Source organism: Streptomyces sp. NPDC058335, assembly GCF_042723915.1.
Lineage (GTDB): Bacteria > Actinomycetota > Actinomycetes > Streptomycetales > Streptomycetaceae > Streptomyces.
Map to the genome: position 1 here is coordinate 67848 of NZ_JBHXHX010000009.1, position 14368 is coordinate 82215.

The window sequence follows — 14368 nt, forward strand, 5'->3', positions numbered from 1 at the left end:
AACTCGTTCGTGACCGGGGCCCGCTTCAGCCCGCCGTGATCCGGTTCACCAGGTCGGTCCAGCCGGCTTCCAGCCGGGCCGGCGGGGTGCCGCACTGGCGGACCAGGTGGTGGATCAGGGGCGGGTCGAGGTAACCCAGCAGGGTGTGGGCCAGCAGGTCCGCGTCGGCGTCCGGGGCCGCCTGGCGCAGCAGCAGGGCGATATGGCCGTGGTGCAGGCGGCGGACCGGGCCGATGAAGCGGCGGTCCGGGCCCGCCTCGGCCGCGAGCAGCAGGTCCAGCTCCTCGATGGCGCGCCGCAGGTAGGCGATGCCGAACGCCCGCAGGCGCTCCGCCGGCTCGGGGCCCGGCCCGAGCGGCGGGGGCCCGCCGAGGAAGGCCGCCTGGAAATTCCGCTCGGAGTGGTCCAGCAGTGCCGTCAGCAGTCCGGTGCGGTCGCCGAAGCGGCGGAAGACCGTCCCCTTGCCGACGTTCGCCGCGGCGGCCACCGCCTCCATGGTGACCCCGGCCGCGCCGTGCTCGGCGACCAGCCGCGCGGCGGCGTCCAGCAGCCGGGCGCGGTTTCGGGCCGCGTCGGCGCGCAGGCAGGGTTCGTCCTCGGCGGACCCGAGCTGGAGCAGCTCGGGTCCGTCGAGGGGCGTCTCGGGTCCGGGGAAGGGCGGCAGGGCGGCGGACATGAACTCAGCGTAAAGCACCGGGAATGAAACTGGACCGCGGTCCGGTTAGAGTGGTAGAACAGTGAAGCGGACCACGGTCCGGATCCTAACGACAACGTTTCAGCCCTTTGGGAGTACCCATGTCTGTCCGCATCCTCGCGCTCGTCGGCAGCCTCCGCGCCGGTTCCACCAACCGTCAGCTCGCCGAGGCGGCCGTCAAGGTCGCTCCCGAGGGCTCGGAGGTCGACCTGTTCGAAGGCCTGGCCGACATCCCGTTCTACAACGAGGACCTCGACGTCGAGGGCAGCGTGCCGGCCGCCGCCGCCAAGCTCCGTGAGGCCGCCCAGGCCGCCGACGCCTTCCTGCTCTTCTCGCCCGAGTACAACGGCACCATCCCCGCCGTCCTGAAGAACGCCATCGACTGGCTGTCCCGCCCGTACGGCGCCGGCGCCTTCGCCGGAAAGCCGACCGCCGTGGTCGGCACCGCGTTCGGCCAGTTCGGCGGCGTATGGGCGCAGGACGAGGCCCGCAAGGCCGTGGGCATCGCCGGCGGCAAGGTGATCGAGGACCTCAAGCTCTCCATCCCCGGCTCCCTGACCCGCTTCGCCGAGACCCACCCGGCGGACGACGCCGAGGTCGCCGCGCAGCTGACCGAGGTCGTGGCCCGTCTGCACGGCCACGCGGGCGAGACCGTGGCCGCCTGATCGCCGTAGCGACAGAGCGACGAAGCGACGAAGCGACAAAGAGGGGTCCGGTCTCCGGGCCCCTTCTGTCGCGTCTGCCGTGGCAGGTGACCGCCGGACGCTCAGTCCAGTTCCGCAAGCCGCTCCACCGCCGGGCCGACGAACCGCTCCAGCCACCCGGACGTCTCCCCCAGGCGCGGGGCGAGGATCACCGTGTCCACGCCGAGTTCGGCGTAGCCGGAGACGTCCCGCAGGAAGGCGTCCAGGTCCCCGTCGCCGGCCGCTTCGCCGGAGTAGGTGAGCGTCTTCAGGATCGTGCCGTAGTCGCGGTCCTCCGCCTCGCAGTGGCCGCGCAGGACGTCCAGCTTGTGGCGGACCTCCTCGGGCGAGGAGGCGAACAGGTTGCAGGCGTCGCCGTAACGGGCGACCAGCCGCAGCGTCTTGCGCTCGCCCCCGCCGCCGATGAGGATCTCCGGGTGCGGCGTGCTGACCGGCGCCGGGACGCACAGGGTTTCGGCCAGCCGGTAGTGCCGGCCCTCGAAGGGCCCGTTGTCGGCCGGGTCCCACATCTGCCGGCAGATCCGCAGCGTCTCCTCCAGCCGCTCGAACCGCTCCGCGACGGGCGGGAACGGCACGCCCAGGCCCTCGTGCTCACGGTCGTACCAGGCTGCCCCGATGCCCAGCCACGCCCGTCCGCCGGACACCACGTCGAGCGTCGTGGCGATCTTGGCGAGCAGGCCGGGATGCCGGTACGTCACCCCGGTCACCAGCGCGCCGAGGCGGACCGTGGTGGTGTGGGCGGCGAGGAACGCCAGCGTGGTGTACGCCTCCAGCATGGGCTCCTCGGCGCCGCCGTTGAACTCCATCTGGAAGTAGTGGTCCATCACCGACAGCCGGCTCACCCCGGCCGCCTCGGCGGCGGCTCCGGCCGCGGCGAGTTCGGCGCCGAGCGCGGGCCCGCCCCCGGGGTTGCCGAACTGGTTGATGTGCACACCGACACGCATGTCCGTCTCCGTTCACCGGCATCCTCAGGAACCGTGACGACGCTAGGCGCTGGAGCGCTCTCGAAGTCAAGAAGGGACCCCGGAACGCACCGCATGTAAGAAGGCGGTTAACCCCGGCGACGAATGTCGTTCAACGGGGCGACCGCACCCCGTCATGTCTGATAGGGCTGACGAGATGCAGACTCTCTATCGACGACTCCTGCGGCTGATGCCCCGCATCGGCGTCCAGGTGACCGACATCGCCCCGGGGACGGCGCTGGTGTCCCGGTCCGCCACTCCCCTGTCGGTCACCGGTGCCGACAAGGGCACCTGGATCGTGCGGCGGACGAAGGGCGGCGCGGCCGGGGAGCCGGGCTCCAGCGCCGTCCGGCTCGGCGAGACCGGCGCGCTGCTGCTCATGGACGCGGCGGCCGGGCGCGACGAACGCAGACTGCAACTCGCGGCGGCCGAGTACCTGTGCACCCAGCACGTCGCCGCCATGCTCGCCCTGTACGAGGCGAACTGCGTCTTCGACGTCGGTGCCAACAGCGGCCAGTACGCCCGGCGGCTGCGCCGGCTCGGCTACGCCGGGCGGATCGTGTCGTTCGAGCCGACCTCGGAGACGTTCGCCAAGCTGGAGAAGGCCGCGGCGCAGGACCCCGACTGGCACGTGTACCAGTGCGGGCTGGGCCGCGAGGAGACGACCGCCGAGATCCACACCGGCTGGAAGACCATGAACTCCCTGCTGGGGCCCAGCGACTACGGCAAGGACCGCTACAGCCGGTTCACCAGGTCCGAGACCGAGGAGATCCGCATCCGCCGGCTCGACGAGGTCATGGACGAGGCGCTGGACGGCCTCGCCGATCCCCGCCCCTACCTGAAGATGGACACCCAGGGCTACGACCTGGAGGTGTTCGCCGGGGCCGGGAAGCGGGTCGAGGAGTTCGTCGGCATGCAGTCCGAGGTCGCCGTGCTGCGGCTGTACGAGGGCAGCCCGGGGATGGGCGAGGCCGTCGCGACGTACGAGGCGGCCGGGTTCGGCATCACGGGCATGTATCCGGTGACGCGCGAGGCGACCACCGGCCGGGTGATCGAGTTCGACTGCGTGCTGATGCGCGCGGACGCGGCCCCCAAGCCGTAGCGGGCCCGGCTCGTGACGGGCCGGCTCATGCCGAGGGCCGGCCCGTGCCGGGGCCCGGCGGCGGCGGTACCCGCCGGACGGCGGACAGCTTCCGCCGTCCGGCGGGGCTCCGCACGGCGCGCGGGCGCCGACGATGGCGGGACGAGCCGCCGCGTTCCCGCGTGAGGAGACACCATGACGACCGTCCCGCCGCCCTTCGACCCCGAACTCGCCGCCGCCCTGGAACTGATCAAGGACATGATCTCTCCCGGCATGAGCCTGGAGGACATCGAGACAGTCCGGCAGTCCCCGGGCATCGCGCTGCTGGCCCAGGCGGACCTGACGGCCGACGGCGCGTTCGAGGCCGAGGACCGGACCGTGCCCGGCGCCGACGGCTCCCCCGGGATCTCGCTGCTGATCTGCCGGCCCACCGCCCCGTCCCCCGCCCGGCCGCGCCCGGTCGTCTACCACGTGCACGGTGGCGGCATGGTCCTCGGCACCAACCGGGTCGGCGTCGACCAGGTCCTGGACTGGGCGCGGGAACTCGACATGGTCGTGGTGTCCGTCGAGTACCGGCTGGCCCCCGAGCACCCGTATCCGGCGCCGCTCGACGACGTGTACGACGGACTGCTGTGGACCGCGGAGCACGCCAAGGAGCTGGGCGGGGACCCGGAGCGGATCGTGGTCGCGGGGGCCAGCGCGGGCGGCGGGCTGACCGCGGCGCTCGCGCTGCTGCTGCGCGACCGCGGCGGGCCGCGGCCGCTCGGCCAGGTGCTGCTGTGCCCGATGCTGGACGACCGCAACGACACCCCGTCCTCGCACCAGATGGCGGGCCTCGGCGTCTGGGACCGTACGGCCAACGAGACGGGCTGGACGGCGCTGCTCGGCGAGCTGCGCGGCGGCCCGGACGTCTCCCCGTACGCGGCGCCGGCCCGTGCCGAGGACCTCTCCGGGCTGCCGCCGGCCTTCCTCGACGTGGGCTCGGCGGAGACCTTCCGGGACGAGGTCGTCGCCTACGCCTCCCGGATCTGGCAGGCCGGAGGGGTCGCCGAGCTGCACGTCTGGCCGGGCGGCTTCCACGGCTTCGACGGCTTCGCCCCGCAGGCCGCGGTCTCGCGGGCGGCCCGAGCGGCACAACTGGACTGGCTGCGACGGCTGTTGGCGGAGTAGGTCCCGGCGCCCCGCGCGGTCAGCGCCGCTTGAACTCCACGGGGCCCGCGTTCATCTCGATGGTCCCGTCCGGGTGCAGGACGGGCCGGCGCTCGGTCATCCGGGCGCTGTAGGCCTCGATGTGGTGGATGGCCGCGCCGTCGGCGGAGGTGAAGTCGACGAGCGCGATCGCCACCCAGTACCGGGTCTTGGTGTTCTCGTAGAGCGGCACGGTGACGGTGGAGCCGCGGCCGTCGTCCACGACGACCTTCGCGCCGAAGCTGCGGAAGGAGCCGAAGCCGTTGCTGACCGCCGAGTAGGCACAGAGCAGGACGTAGCCCTGCTCGTCGGGGCGCACGATCCGCACGGCCTCACGGCCGGGGACGCGGGAGTCGCCGTCGAGCCGGATGTGGGGGCGCTCGGTGAGCGAGCCGAGCTGCCGGTAGTAGACGATGTCGGCCTTCTTGCCCTTCTTCTTCCCGTTCCCGGTCGCGGGCTCTCCGCCGGGCCGCACCGGTTCGCCCTGCGGGGAGTGGCCGGACTTGACGAGGGTGCCCGGTTCCGGGGCGCCGCGCAGGGCCTTGCCGGCCGGCACGAACAGGGCGTACAGGTCGAGGTCGGCGCCCTTCTGCCGGCGTCGGTCGCTGCCGCCGTCCCACTCCAGCGCCACCGTGACCACCAGGTCCCGGTCGCCCTTGTCCATGCTCAGCGAGACCTGGCTGCCCTTGTCGAGGCTGATCCTCCCGAGCGGCGGCTTGACCAGGCTCGGCCGGACCGGGGCGGGAGCAGAGGCCGGCACCGGGGCAGCGGCCGGCGCCGTCTCGGGTTCCGGTGTGTGCGGTACGTCGTCGGCCTCGGCGACCTCGATGCCGAAGTCCGTGGCCAGACCGGCCAGTCCGTCGGCGTAGCCCTGCCCGATGGCGCGCAGCTTCCAGGCGGTGCCGCGGCGGTACAACTCGGTCAGCAGGACCGCGCGTTCGCCGTCGGTGAGGGCCGGCGGACGGAACAGGACCGTCTCGGCACCGGCCTGCGCGGCACTCACCCGGACGTTCTCGACCTCGCGGAACGTGCGCGTGACGTCGTCGGGGTCGCAGCTGGCCACCAGCACGACCCGGTCCACGTCGGCGGGCAGGGCCGCCGGGTCCACCTCGACGCGCTCGGGTCCGTCCGCGTCGGCGGGCAGGTGGCGGACCGCGCCGGACTCGGCCGAGGGCTGGTTGTAGAAGACCAGGTCGTCGTCGGACCTGACCCGGCCGTCCGCGGTGACCAGCAGCGCGCTGAGGTCGACGGTGGCTCCCTCGGCGTACAGCTCCATGGTGACCGGCCCGGCACCCAGCGCCGTGTTCCCGCCCTTGCCCAGTTCCGGCATCTCGGCCCACCCCCGTACGCGATCCCCGTCGTTTCCCGGTCACTGTGCCATACGGCGTACGGCGGCGATCGGCGCCGTCGGTCTCCGTCGGTCTCCGTGCGCGGCCGGGCCGGGCCGCACGCCTGCCCCGGCCCGGCCGCCGCCCCCTCCTCTCCGGCGGGCCGGTGGCGCATGATGGTCGTATGAAAGAGCTGGCCGGGCGGCTGGCGGCGCTCGATGCCGACGCCGGTGCCGCCGTGCGGGTCATCGCCTACTTCGACCGGCTGGCCGAGGCACGGGCCGGGGTGGAGGCGCTGGTGCGCGGGGCCGCCGTGCTCGCCGGGGTGCCCGCGCGGCTGGTGGACGCCGAGCGGCGGGTGCGGGTCCGGGTGGAGCCGGACGGCACGCGCCGGGACGCCGACCTGCCGCCGGACCCGGCCTGGCCGACGGTCGCGCTGACGCCGGGCGGGGAGCCCGCGCTGTGGCTGGAGCGGACCGGCGCGGCGCCGAGCGTCGTCGACGCCGTGATCCTGGAGCGGGCCGCCGGAGTGGTCCGGCTGGTGCTCGACCGGACGCGGGGGCGGGCCCCGCTGGACGACCCGGCCCTGGTGGAGACGGTCTGGACGCGACGGCGGCCGAACCGGCCCGGCTGCACGCGGCCCGGCGGCTCGGTCTCGACCCCGCCGTCCCGGCCCGCGCGCTGGCCTCACCGCAGGGGCCGCCCCGGGTGCTGACCGGGTCGCGCGAGACCGGGCCGTACGCCGACCGGACCGGTGTCGGGCCCGCCGTCCCGGTTCTCGACCTGCCCCGTTCCTGGGCCGCCGCCCGCACCGCTCTGCGGTTCGCCGCGGACGGCACCGCGCACGATCCCGGCCCTCGTGTCGTGTACGCCGACGAGCTGGGCGGGCTCGCGTTGCTGGCCGACCTCGTCGTCCCGGGCGCCGAACCCCCGGCCGACGTCCGGGCCGTGGAGGCGGCGGCCTCGGACGCCCCCTGGATGCTCGCCACCCTGCACGCCGTGACCGCCACGACGAGTCTGCGGGCGGCCGCCGTCGAGGCCGGCGTGCACCACTCCACCCTCCAGGACCGCCTCACCCACGCCGAGCACCTGCTGGGCTGGCCGACCCGCACTCCCCAGGGCCGGCTGCGTCTGCACCTCGCGCTGACCCTGCGGCGGCTGGCACGGGGTTAGGACTGCGGCAGCCCCGAGGGAGGCGGGCCGCCGTTCAACCGTTCCCTTGAACGCGGGCCACATCGGACGCTCAGACGGCGCTCCGCCCGGAGGACGCGCGTCCCGCTCCCCCGGCGGAGGAATCGGCGGTGACCGTGGCGCCCGGTCGTCCCCCGACACCCCCGTTCCCTCCCCTCAGAGAGGCCTCGGCATGCCCGGCTTCCCCAGCAGGCGGCGCCTCACCCTCGGTGTCAGCTCCACCTCCGCCGCGGCCTCCCCGCGGCAGCGGTCCGGCGGTGCCGAGGAGACCGGGTCGCTGGACGTCCGGCGGGAGTTGAGCGGGCGTGAGGTCGAGGTGGTGCGGCTGCCGGCCGAGGGCCTCGGCCACCGGACGACCGCCGAGGCCCTCTTCCTGAGCGAGGCCACCGTCAGGACGCACCTGGTGCGCATCCACCGCAAGCTCGGCGCGGACGATTGCGCGGCGGCGGTGTCGGAGGCGGTCCGCAGAGGGCTGCCGGACCTGGCCTGATCCCTACGGCGGGTGCGGGAGCGTGAAAAGCGCAACGCCCCACGCCCGCAACGCCCCACGCCCTCGCACCCCTTCCGGGACTCAGACCTTGGCCCGCGCCGGCTCGCAGGCCGCGTCGGTCTCCTCCGCGGCGGAGGCGGCCGGGCGGACGCCGGGATGAAGGACGCGATGGCCGCGGAGACCAGGGCGAGGCCGCCGCCGACGAGGAGCGCGGTACGGAAGCCGTCCTCACCCAACGCCACCTGGATCCGAGGAACGACTTCCACGCCAAGGTCCGCGCCCGTGGGCAGACCCCCGACAGCGAGAAACGGCTGCGCCGGCAGGTGCGGCGCCCGAGGGAACTGCGAGCGGCGGACGCCGAAGAGATCGGTCAGCTCAAGGCCGACGTCGCAGCAGTGGTCGGTGTCCAGACCCTGGCATCCGCGGAGAGCCCCGATACCGGTGCCCTACAATTAACTGTCTATGGAAGATAATTCTTTGGAAGATGAGTGATGGCTGACGCTGACCTGAAGATGCTGTACCGGGAGCTGGTCTCGCTGGAGATCGAATTGTGGGACGGCATCGAGGGGCGGTTGCGGGCGGAGTACGACCTGCCGCTGACGTCGTTCGAGGTGCTGCACCTGCTGCTGCGTCGGCCAGGGCCGCGGATCCAGGACATCGCCGAGGAGTTCTCGATCACCGTGGGCGGCACGAGCAAGGTCGTCGACCGTCTGGAAGGGGCGGGCCTGTGTGGGCGCAGGGCCAATCCGAACGACCGCCGTTCCTCGATCGTCGAGCTCACCCCCGAGGGGCGGAAGCTGGTGGACGGGGCGCTGAAGGTCTTCGAGGAGGAGCTGGAACTGCGGATCGGGTCGGTGATTCCCGAGGAGTCGGTACGCGAAGTGACCGCGGTCCTCACTACGCTGCGGGCGGCCGGACGTGCTCTGAACGCGGAGCGGAAATCCGCAGGTCAGACGCCGGTTCGGGGGATGCGGGCGCCGAAGCACCCAGGCCGGTCGGCCTCGTGAGCCACCGTCTGTCGGGCAGGACGACGGGCGGCTGGTGCGGGGCGGGTGACCATGTTCACCCGCCCCGCACCAGCCGCCCCCTGTCGTTCAGTCGGCGATGCCGTCGTAGGCGATGACTTTGTCGATGTGGGCACGGACGAGGAGGTTGCCGGGGCCGCCGTTGCGGGCGGCGTACTCCTGGGTGCGGTCTTCGCCCATGTAGCGGGCGCCGAGGAGGCCACCCCAGTGCAGCATCTCGTCGGGGTTCGCGGAGGTCTCGGCGTGTCCTTGGAGGATGACGAACGCGTATGGGGGGTCGTCGTCGACGCAGAGGGCGCAGCGTCCGTCGCGGGCGAGGTTGCGGCCCTTGACGCCGTCCTTCTCGGTGGTGAGCACGATGTCGTCGCCGTCGAGAAGGAACCACACCGGTGTGACGTGCGGGCTGCCGTCGGCTCGGACGGTCGACAGCTTGCCGGTGCGGGTGCCGTGCGTGACGAACGACCGCCACTGCTCGTCGGTCATCTTCCGCATGCGATGTCTGTCGCTCTGGTGGGCCGTTCGCCGCCCCGAGGCCGGGCCGGCCTCGGGGCGAACAGTGGGTGTCAGCGGCCCCAGAAGGCGTCTTCGGCGTTCTGGTCGCCGGAGAAGAGCCACATCTCGGTGATCTTGCCGTTCTGGATGCGCAGGAGATCCACGCCGTCCATGGCCATGGACGCGTCGCCGCGGCGGCCGGTGAAGTGGATGGTGGCGGCGACCAGGTCGCCGTTGCCCATGAGGGAGTGGATCTTGTCGATGGCGAAGGTGCCCTGACTGGCCTCCATCATGGTGCCGAGCATCTGGAAGACGGCGCCCTGTCCCTTGTGGTCGCCGGAGAACTGGTTGGTGCCGGGCTGGTGCCAGACGATCTGGTCGTCGAGGAGGCCGCCGAGGGCGGCCATGTCTCCGGTCTGCACGGCCTGGAAGTAGGCGCGGGCCAGGTCGAGGTTGGCAGTGGTCATCGTGGTCTCCATGGGTTCGGTCGGGCTTATCGGGCGAAGTCGAGGCGGTCGGCCAGGCCGGCCTCGGTGAAGGCGGCCTGGATCTCGGTGCGGCCTTCCTGGAAGTGGGCCCAGCTGTCGTAGTGCGCGGGGACGACGCGTCGGGCGCCGAGTGTCTTGGCGGCCTCGGCGCCCAGGGCGCTGTCGAGGGTGAGCAGGGCGCCGTCGAAGGCGAAGGGCATGCGGGCGCCGCCGAGGAAGAGGATGGCGGTGTCCACCGGTGCGAACTTCTCGGCGATCTCCTTGACGTGCTCCAGGGCGGCGTTGTCGCCGCTGACGTAGACCGAGGGCAGGTCGTCGGAGGTGAGCATGAAGCCGATGACGTCACCGGAGATCGGCTCGCAGCCCACGGGACCGTGCCGGGCGGGCACGCCGGTGATGGTCACGGTGCCGCCGTCGGGCCGCTTGAGCTCGGCGGTCTGCCAGAAGGCGAGGCCTCGGGCGTTGCCGCCCAGGCGGCCGGCGCCGCTTTCGGTGGTGAAGACGACCGGCACGTCGACCAGGAGGGCACGGCCGGCGTTGTCGAGGTTGTCGTCGTGCTCGTCGTGGGAGAGCAGGACGGCGTCGATGCGTCCGAGGTCGGCGGCGGTGACCGGCGAGGGGGCGGTCTTGACGAGCTTGTGGTCGCCCGGGAGGGGCATGGGGTACTCGCCGGGTGGGTCGAAGGTCGGGTCGGTGACGACCCTGAGTCCGCCGTACTCGAACAGGACGGTGGGGCCGCCGTAGACGCGGACGGGGATCTTTTCGCTGGTGGCGCTGGCGCCGGACATCGGGGAACCTCTCGGTCGGGGGAACGGTGGTAGGACGCCCTGCGGCACGCTCCGGCGGGGAGGCAGGGCGGAAGAGGCACGGGTTGCGGGGTCGCCCGCTCCCTGAAAGGGCGGCCGGGCCCATGGCCGGGCTTACCGGGCGGGTAGGGAGAGGACGCCGAAGTGGTTGCCGGTGTCCTCCAGCCGGGCGAAGGCGAGGGGGCAACTTCCCCCACTACGCGATCTTCTACGTCCTGGTCCGGGACGTCGCCGCGACTGTCGAGCGCGGCCGGGAACTCGGCGCCACGGTTCTCATGGAGCCGGTCTCCGACTCCGCGTGCGGCGGGAACGGTCACGACACGCACTCCTAACCCCCTAGAAAAGGGAGAAATGTAACTCTCTGAGGTCGACTGAATCCAAGCGGCGATCAGCCCCGTGGACTCGTGGGCGCCCGCAGGAGCTCCGGACCGGCCCGGCTCCAGCAAACCATTTACATTCCATGGAAGCAACTTCCACAGATTATTGTTCCGTGTGTATGGGTTCGGTGTCCTGCGGTCCACCGGCTCTCGGACAGCACAGGAGCCCGGCATGTCCCACACGGACGGGCCGGGCCGCAGGAAGGAAGTACGTCATGGAGCCGGTCGAGATCGAGGCGAAGACCCTGATCCAGAAGTCGAGGACCCCGTCGAACGACTACGTCATCAACCCCTACACCGGCTGTGTGCCGGGCTGTGCCTACTGCTTCGCCAGCTTCGCCGGGCCCGGCGGCTGACCCCGGCGGCCGCGGTCAGCGCAGGCTCGTCCCCGCCGCCGGCACGAGCCCCCGCTCCGGGTGGGCGCGGTAGCCCGCGGTCCAGGCCGTGGGCGGGCAGGCAGGGCCGTTGGGGTGCTGCTCCGTCAGCCGGGCGGAGACCTGGTCGGTCACGACGACCCGGCCGTCCTTCGCCGCGGTGACGGTGAGCCGTACCGGCACGGTGGTGTCGCCGACGTCGTCCGGCAGCCGGACCGAGAGGCTCGCGAACGGGTCGTCGGGACTGCCGGACGCCCGCTGGGCGCACCGCTCCCGCACGCACACCCGCACGACGGCCGCGTCCGCGCCCCCGAAGTCGGCGGGCAGCCACCGGACGCCGACCGCCGAGTCCATCCCCATCTGCGTGCAGGCCGTTCCCCGGCCGGGGAGCGAGCACCCGGACAGCGCGGCGGTCAGGAACAGCACGGCGAGCAGCCGGCCCCTCACCGGGCACCGGCCGACCGGGCGACGCGGAAGCCGACGTCGTCCACCCGGAACGTGGGATGGCTGCGGCGCCGCACGGAGGCCCGGCAGCTCCAGTGTTCGTCGAACCAGCCGCCGCCGCGCAGCACGCGGTAGCTGCCGTAGACCTCGGTGTCGTAGTGGTCCCAGCACCACTCCCAGACATTGCCGAGCGTGTCGTGCAGCCCCCAGGGGTTGGGCAGTCGGCCGCCCACCTCGTGGATCCGTTCCTCCGAGTTGCCGCGGTACCAGGCGATGTCGTCGAGGGGGCCGTAGCGGGGTCCGGTGGTGCCGGCCCGGCAGGCGTGCTCCCACTCGGCCTCGGTCGGCAGCCGGTACCCGTCGGCCGCGGCGTCCCGCCCGACGCTCTCGCCGTCGGCGGCGAGATCGTAGACGGGGGCCAGGCCCTCCTGCCGGGACAGGGCGTTGCAGAACCGGACCGCGTCCCACCAGGAGACGCTCTCCACGGGCAGCCCCCGCGGACCGTCCGGCCGCCCGCCGGTGACCCGCCCGTACAGCTCCCGGGTGACCGGGTACGCCCCGATCCGGTACGGGGCGACATCGACCACCCAGGTCCGGCTGGTCCGCCGGTCCGCCAACGTGACCCGGCCCGCCGCCACGTCGACCATCCGCTCCCCCGCCCTGACGTCCATGGGCCGATGATCTCACCGGCGGGCTGTCGACCCCACCCCGTCTCACCAACTTCTGGCCACGGAACGCAGAGCGATCCAGCTGTCGCGTACCCGGGCGTAGTCCATGGTCAGCTGGAGTCGCTGGTCCTCGGGTGCGCCGTCCCCGGTCGCGCGCGTGATGACGCGGCCCACGAGGCGTGCCGTCCCGCCGTCGACCACGACGGTCACGGTCTTCTCCTCGATCCCCAGGGGGACGAACGTCGCGGCGCGAAGGTCCGCCAGCCACTCGGCCTTCGCCTGCCGGTCCCCCGTGGTCTGCGTCAGGGTGAACCCGTCGTCGAGCAGGGCGTCGAGCGCGACGGTGTCGCCGTCGGCCATCGCGTGCAGATGGGCGCGGTAGGCGTCGATGACCTCCATGCGTGTGTTGACGTCGGCTGAAGGGTTCATACGGGCTCCTGTCGTCGTGCCCCGTCTCCGCCGCCGGCTCACCCGGCAGGGTCGCCGTCACCGCGCGGCAGGTCGTGGGCGTACCTCGGCGCATGCCTGTCAGTGATCATCATGGCTGCTCGGGTCACCCCGTGCTCGCCGCACCGCCGCCGACGGGGTCCGCTCGGGTTCGGGTGCCACGAAGGGCTCAACTCGCCTTGCGGGGTCGTCCTGCCTCGTCGTGCAGGCGGGTCGTCCCGGCCGAGGCGCGCGGCGATCACCGGCGAGGCCGAGGCGGCCCTCCCCACGGGGCTTCAACAGTGTGGCGGACAGCCATACTTGACGGAGCGGGAGAGCATCCCGTGGTGGTACGGCACGAGGAGGCGGTGATCCGGTGAGCAGCGACAACCCGGGACTGGAGAAGGCCGAGGTACGGCTCAAGTGGGACCCCAGCCCGTGGAACGAGCCACCCCATCATCTCGACATCATCGCCACGACCTACTCGGCGGACGACCCCCACGGACGGCCGGTCTACGTCGTCCACTTCGACAGCCGCTCACCCGACGGCACCATCAACATGAACCGGCACAGCCAGACCGGCCAGGGCCTCGGCTACGTCGAGGAGATGACCCTGGAGCTGAATCGCCTGGCGTCCTCCTTCGCACGGGTGGTCGTGGGCGTGGTCATCCACCAGAACACCGGTCCGAAGACCTTCGGCGACCTGTCGAACGCCGGGGTGCTGGTCCTGGAGGGCTACAAGGAACTGCTCAAGGACGACTTCGCGCAGGTCGCCGGGTCCACCGCCGCCACCGTCGCGGAGTTCACCCGGGACACCGCCACGACGTGGACGTACCGCGAGCTGATCCGGGGGTTCGACAGCGACCCCGTGGTCTTCACCGCGGAGATGGGCGGCGTGTCGTAGCGCCGGTTCCGTCCGTGGCGCTGGGTCGTTCCGGCGTTCCGGCGTTCCGGGTCCAGCCGGTGCCGGCCGTGGTACGGCGAGACACTCCTCCGTGGGCCCGGCACCCGACCGGCGGCGGCCGGCAGGCGAGGAATGCACCCACCTGCTCGGCGCGCCGGCCGGCCCGCTCAGCCGGCCGGGGGGGAAGCCGTTGCGGCGTGCGAGTACGGTGAGGAGGGCCACGGTGAGCAGGGCGGACGCCGTCCAGGGCAGTGCGCCGGTTCCGGCGCCGGTGAGGACCACGCCACCGAGCAGGGATCCGTCGGCCATGCCGATGTTCCAGCCGGTGACCCACAGGGAGTCGGCGGTGTCGGGGTCCTGGGGTGCCGCTCCGACCCCCGCGGTCTGCATCAGCGTGGGGATGCCTCCATGGGTCACGCCCCACAGGAGGGCGGCGAGCAGTACGGCCACGGTGCTGTGCGCGAACAGCCCGAAGGACGCCAGGCACAGCAGGGCCAGCGCCAGCAGGCCGACCGTCGCGGTGCGCAGCCGGCGGTCGGCGGTGACTCCGGCGATCCAGACGCCGCCCATGGAGCCCAGGCCGAACACGAAGAGCACGGTGCCGGTGCTGACGTCGTGAGGGTTCCACGCTACCTCGGGCATCGACGGAGCCGGTCCGACCCGGTCACCCACCCGCTTCCCTACCGGGCCTGCACCAAGGCAGGGGGATGCGGAACGGCCGGGTGG

The 14368-nt window shown here is 72.7% G+C and carries 16 protein-coding genes and 2 pseudogenes; 8 read left to right on the forward strand and 10 right to left on the reverse strand.

Features of this window, described 5'->3' with window-relative positions:
* Positions 1–25: 25 nt before the first annotated feature.
* Complete coding sequence (locus ACFWJX_RS19150; RefSeq protein ID WP_383244249.1) at positions 26–676, reverse strand: TetR/AcrR family transcriptional regulator; 651 nt, start codon at positions 674–676, stop codon at positions 26–28.
* A gap of 119 nt (positions 677–795) precedes the next feature.
* Between ACFWJX_RS19150 and ACFWJX_RS19155 the strand changes: the two genes are divergently transcribed.
* Positions 796–1359 carry an NAD(P)H-dependent oxidoreductase gene (locus ACFWJX_RS19155; protein WP_383244252.1) on the forward strand — a complete coding sequence of 188 codons (564 nt, stop codon included), beginning with the start codon at positions 796–798 and terminating at the stop codon, positions 1357–1359.
* Between the two features lie 101 nt (positions 1360–1460).
* Here ACFWJX_RS19155 and ACFWJX_RS19160 read toward each other — a convergent pair whose 3' ends face one another.
* Complete coding sequence (locus ACFWJX_RS19160; protein ID WP_383244255.1) at positions 1461–2342, reverse strand: LLM class F420-dependent oxidoreductase; 882 nt, start codon at positions 2340–2342, stop codon at positions 1461–1463.
* A 175-nt stretch (positions 2343–2517) separates the two neighbouring features.
* Here ACFWJX_RS19160 and ACFWJX_RS19165 point away from each other — a divergent pair, with 175 nt between their 5' ends.
* A complete protein-coding gene (locus tag ACFWJX_RS19165; RefSeq protein WP_383244258.1) occupies positions 2518–3462 on the forward strand; it encodes an FkbM family methyltransferase in 945 nt (314 codons plus the stop codon).
* A gap of 174 nt (positions 3463–3636) precedes the next feature.
* Positions 3637–4611, forward strand: coding sequence for an alpha/beta hydrolase (locus ACFWJX_RS19170; protein WP_383244261.1), 975 nt, complete (start codon positions 3637–3639; stop codon positions 4609–4611).
* Between the two features lie 19 nt (positions 4612–4630).
* On the opposite strand, the gene ACFWJX_RS19175 is transcribed toward ACFWJX_RS19170, so the two are convergent.
* Positions 4631–5959, reverse strand: coding sequence for a TerD family protein (locus ACFWJX_RS19175; protein ID WP_383244264.1), 1329 nt, complete (start codon positions 5957–5959; stop codon positions 4631–4633).
* Between the two features lie 182 nt (positions 5960–6141).
* Between ACFWJX_RS19175 and ACFWJX_RS19180 the strand changes: the two are divergent.
* From ACFWJX_RS19180 to ACFWJX_RS19190, 3 genes and pseudogenes are all read left to right on the forward strand, one after another.
* Positions 6142–7130 (forward strand): annotated as a pseudogene (locus tag ACFWJX_RS19180) (helix-turn-helix domain-containing protein).
* 190 nt (positions 7131–7320) lie between these two features.
* Positions 7321–7638, forward strand: coding sequence for a response regulator transcription factor (locus tag ACFWJX_RS19185; protein ID WP_383244267.1), 318 nt, complete (start codon positions 7321–7323; stop codon positions 7636–7638).
* 491 nt (positions 7639–8129) lie between these two features.
* A complete protein-coding gene (locus tag ACFWJX_RS19190; protein ID WP_383244270.1) occupies positions 8130–8645 on the forward strand; it encodes a MarR family winged helix-turn-helix transcriptional regulator in 516 nt (171 codons plus the stop codon).
* A gap of 87 nt (positions 8646–8732) precedes the next feature.
* Here the strand turns inward: ACFWJX_RS19190 and ACFWJX_RS19195 are convergent, their stop codons facing one another.
* From ACFWJX_RS19195 to ACFWJX_RS19205, 3 genes are all read right to left on the reverse strand, one after another.
* Positions 8733–9155 carry a PPOX class F420-dependent oxidoreductase gene (locus ACFWJX_RS19195; RefSeq protein WP_383244273.1) on the reverse strand — a complete coding sequence of 141 codons (423 nt, stop codon included), beginning with the start codon at positions 9153–9155 and terminating at the stop codon, positions 8733–8735.
* Positions 9156–9226: 71 nt separating this feature from the next.
* Positions 9227–9622, reverse strand: a complete 396-nt coding sequence (locus tag ACFWJX_RS19200; protein WP_383244276.1) for a nuclear transport factor 2 family protein — start codon at positions 9620–9622, stop codon at positions 9227–9229.
* Between the two features lie 26 nt (positions 9623–9648).
* Positions 9649–10431, reverse strand: a complete 783-nt coding sequence (locus ACFWJX_RS19205; RefSeq protein ID WP_383244278.1) for an MBL fold metallo-hydrolase — start codon at positions 10429–10431, stop codon at positions 9649–9651.
* A gap of 610 nt (positions 10432–11041) precedes the next feature.
* On the opposite strand from ACFWJX_RS19205, the gene ACFWJX_RS19210 reads away from it, so the two are divergent.
* Entirely contained in the window at positions 11042–11182 is a 141-nt protein-coding gene (locus ACFWJX_RS19210; protein ID WP_383244281.1) for a hypothetical protein, read from the forward strand.
* A 15-nt stretch (positions 11183–11197) separates the two neighbouring features.
* On the opposite strand, the gene ACFWJX_RS19215 is transcribed toward ACFWJX_RS19210, so the two are convergent.
* From ACFWJX_RS19215 to ACFWJX_RS19225, 3 genes are read right to left on the reverse strand one after another with little or no spacing between them, the layout of a single operon-like run.
* Entirely contained in the window at positions 11198–11647 is a 450-nt protein-coding gene (locus ACFWJX_RS19215; protein ID WP_383244284.1) for a hypothetical protein, read from the reverse strand.
* A complete protein-coding gene (locus tag ACFWJX_RS19220) occupies positions 11644–12315 on the reverse strand; it encodes a formylglycine-generating enzyme family protein (protein ID WP_383244287.1) in 672 nt (223 codons plus the stop codon). Before ACFWJX_RS19220 ends, ACFWJX_RS19215 begins: the two co-directional genes overlap by 4 nt.
* Positions 12316–12357: 42 nt before the next feature.
* On the reverse strand, positions 12358–12741 hold the full coding sequence (locus tag ACFWJX_RS19225; RefSeq protein WP_383244289.1) for a nuclear transport factor 2 family protein: 384 nt from the start codon (positions 12739–12741) through the stop codon (positions 12358–12360).
* A gap of 373 nt (positions 12742–13114) precedes the next feature.
* Here ACFWJX_RS19225 and ACFWJX_RS19230 point away from each other — a divergent pair, with 373 nt between their 5' ends.
* Positions 13115–13642 (forward strand): TerD family protein, encoded by a 528-nt coding sequence (locus ACFWJX_RS19230; protein WP_383244292.1) that lies wholly within the window; start codon positions 13115–13117, stop codon positions 13640–13642.
* A 144-nt stretch (positions 13643–13786) separates the two neighbouring features.
* Here ACFWJX_RS19230 and ACFWJX_RS19235 read toward each other — a convergent pair.
* Positions 13787–14284, reverse strand: a pseudogene (locus ACFWJX_RS19235) (MFS transporter); the annotation flags it as partial.
* Positions 14285–14368: the final 84 nt, after the last annotated feature.

Excerpts from the sequence above, each read along its gene's own strand:
- ACFWJX_RS19225 (WP_383244289.1), bottom strand. The coding sequence starts at position 12,741 with ATGAACCCTTCAGCCGACGTCAACACACGCATGGAGGTCATCGACGCC.
- ACFWJX_RS19170 (WP_383244261.1), top strand. The coding sequence starts at position 3,637 with ATGACGACCGTCCCGCCGCCCTTCGACCCCGAACTCGCCGCCGCCCTG.
- ACFWJX_RS19175 (WP_383244264.1), bottom strand. The coding sequence starts at position 5,959 with ATGCCGGAACTGGGCAAGGGCGGGAACACGGCGCTGGGTGCCGGGCCG.
- ACFWJX_RS19160 (WP_383244255.1), bottom strand. The coding sequence starts at position 2,342 with ATGCGTGTCGGTGTGCACATCAACCAGTTCGGCAACCCCGGGGGCGGG.
- ACFWJX_RS19155 (WP_383244252.1), top strand. The coding sequence starts at position 796 with ATGTCTGTCCGCATCCTCGCGCTCGTCGGCAGCCTCCGCGCCGGTTCC.
- ACFWJX_RS19195 (WP_383244273.1), bottom strand. The coding sequence starts at position 9,155 with ATGCGGAAGATGACCGACGAGCAGTGGCGGTCGTTCGTCACGCACGGC.
- ACFWJX_RS19205 (WP_383244278.1), bottom strand. The coding sequence starts at position 10,431 with ATGTCCGGCGCCAGCGCCACCAGCGAAAAGATCCCCGTCCGCGTCTAC.
- ACFWJX_RS19150 (WP_383244249.1), bottom strand. The coding sequence starts at position 676 with ATGTCCGCCGCCCTGCCGCCCTTCCCCGGACCCGAGACGCCCCTCGAC.
- ACFWJX_RS19200 (WP_383244276.1), bottom strand. The coding sequence starts at position 9,622 with ATGACCACTGCCAACCTCGACCTGGCCCGCGCCTACTTCCAGGCCGTG.
- ACFWJX_RS19220 (WP_383244287.1), bottom strand. The coding sequence starts at position 12,315 with ATGGACGTCAGGGCGGGGGAGCGGATGGTCGACGTGGCGGCGGGCCGG.
- ACFWJX_RS19165 (WP_383244258.1), top strand. The coding sequence starts at position 2,518 with ATGCAGACTCTCTATCGACGACTCCTGCGGCTGATGCCCCGCATCGGC.
- ACFWJX_RS19185 (WP_383244267.1), top strand. The coding sequence starts at position 7,321 with ATGCCCGGCTTCCCCAGCAGGCGGCGCCTCACCCTCGGTGTCAGCTCC.
- ACFWJX_RS19190 (WP_383244270.1), top strand. The coding sequence starts at position 8,130 with ATGGCTGACGCTGACCTGAAGATGCTGTACCGGGAGCTGGTCTCGCTG.
- ACFWJX_RS19210 (WP_383244281.1), top strand. The coding sequence starts at position 11,042 with ATGGAGCCGGTCGAGATCGAGGCGAAGACCCTGATCCAGAAGTCGAGG.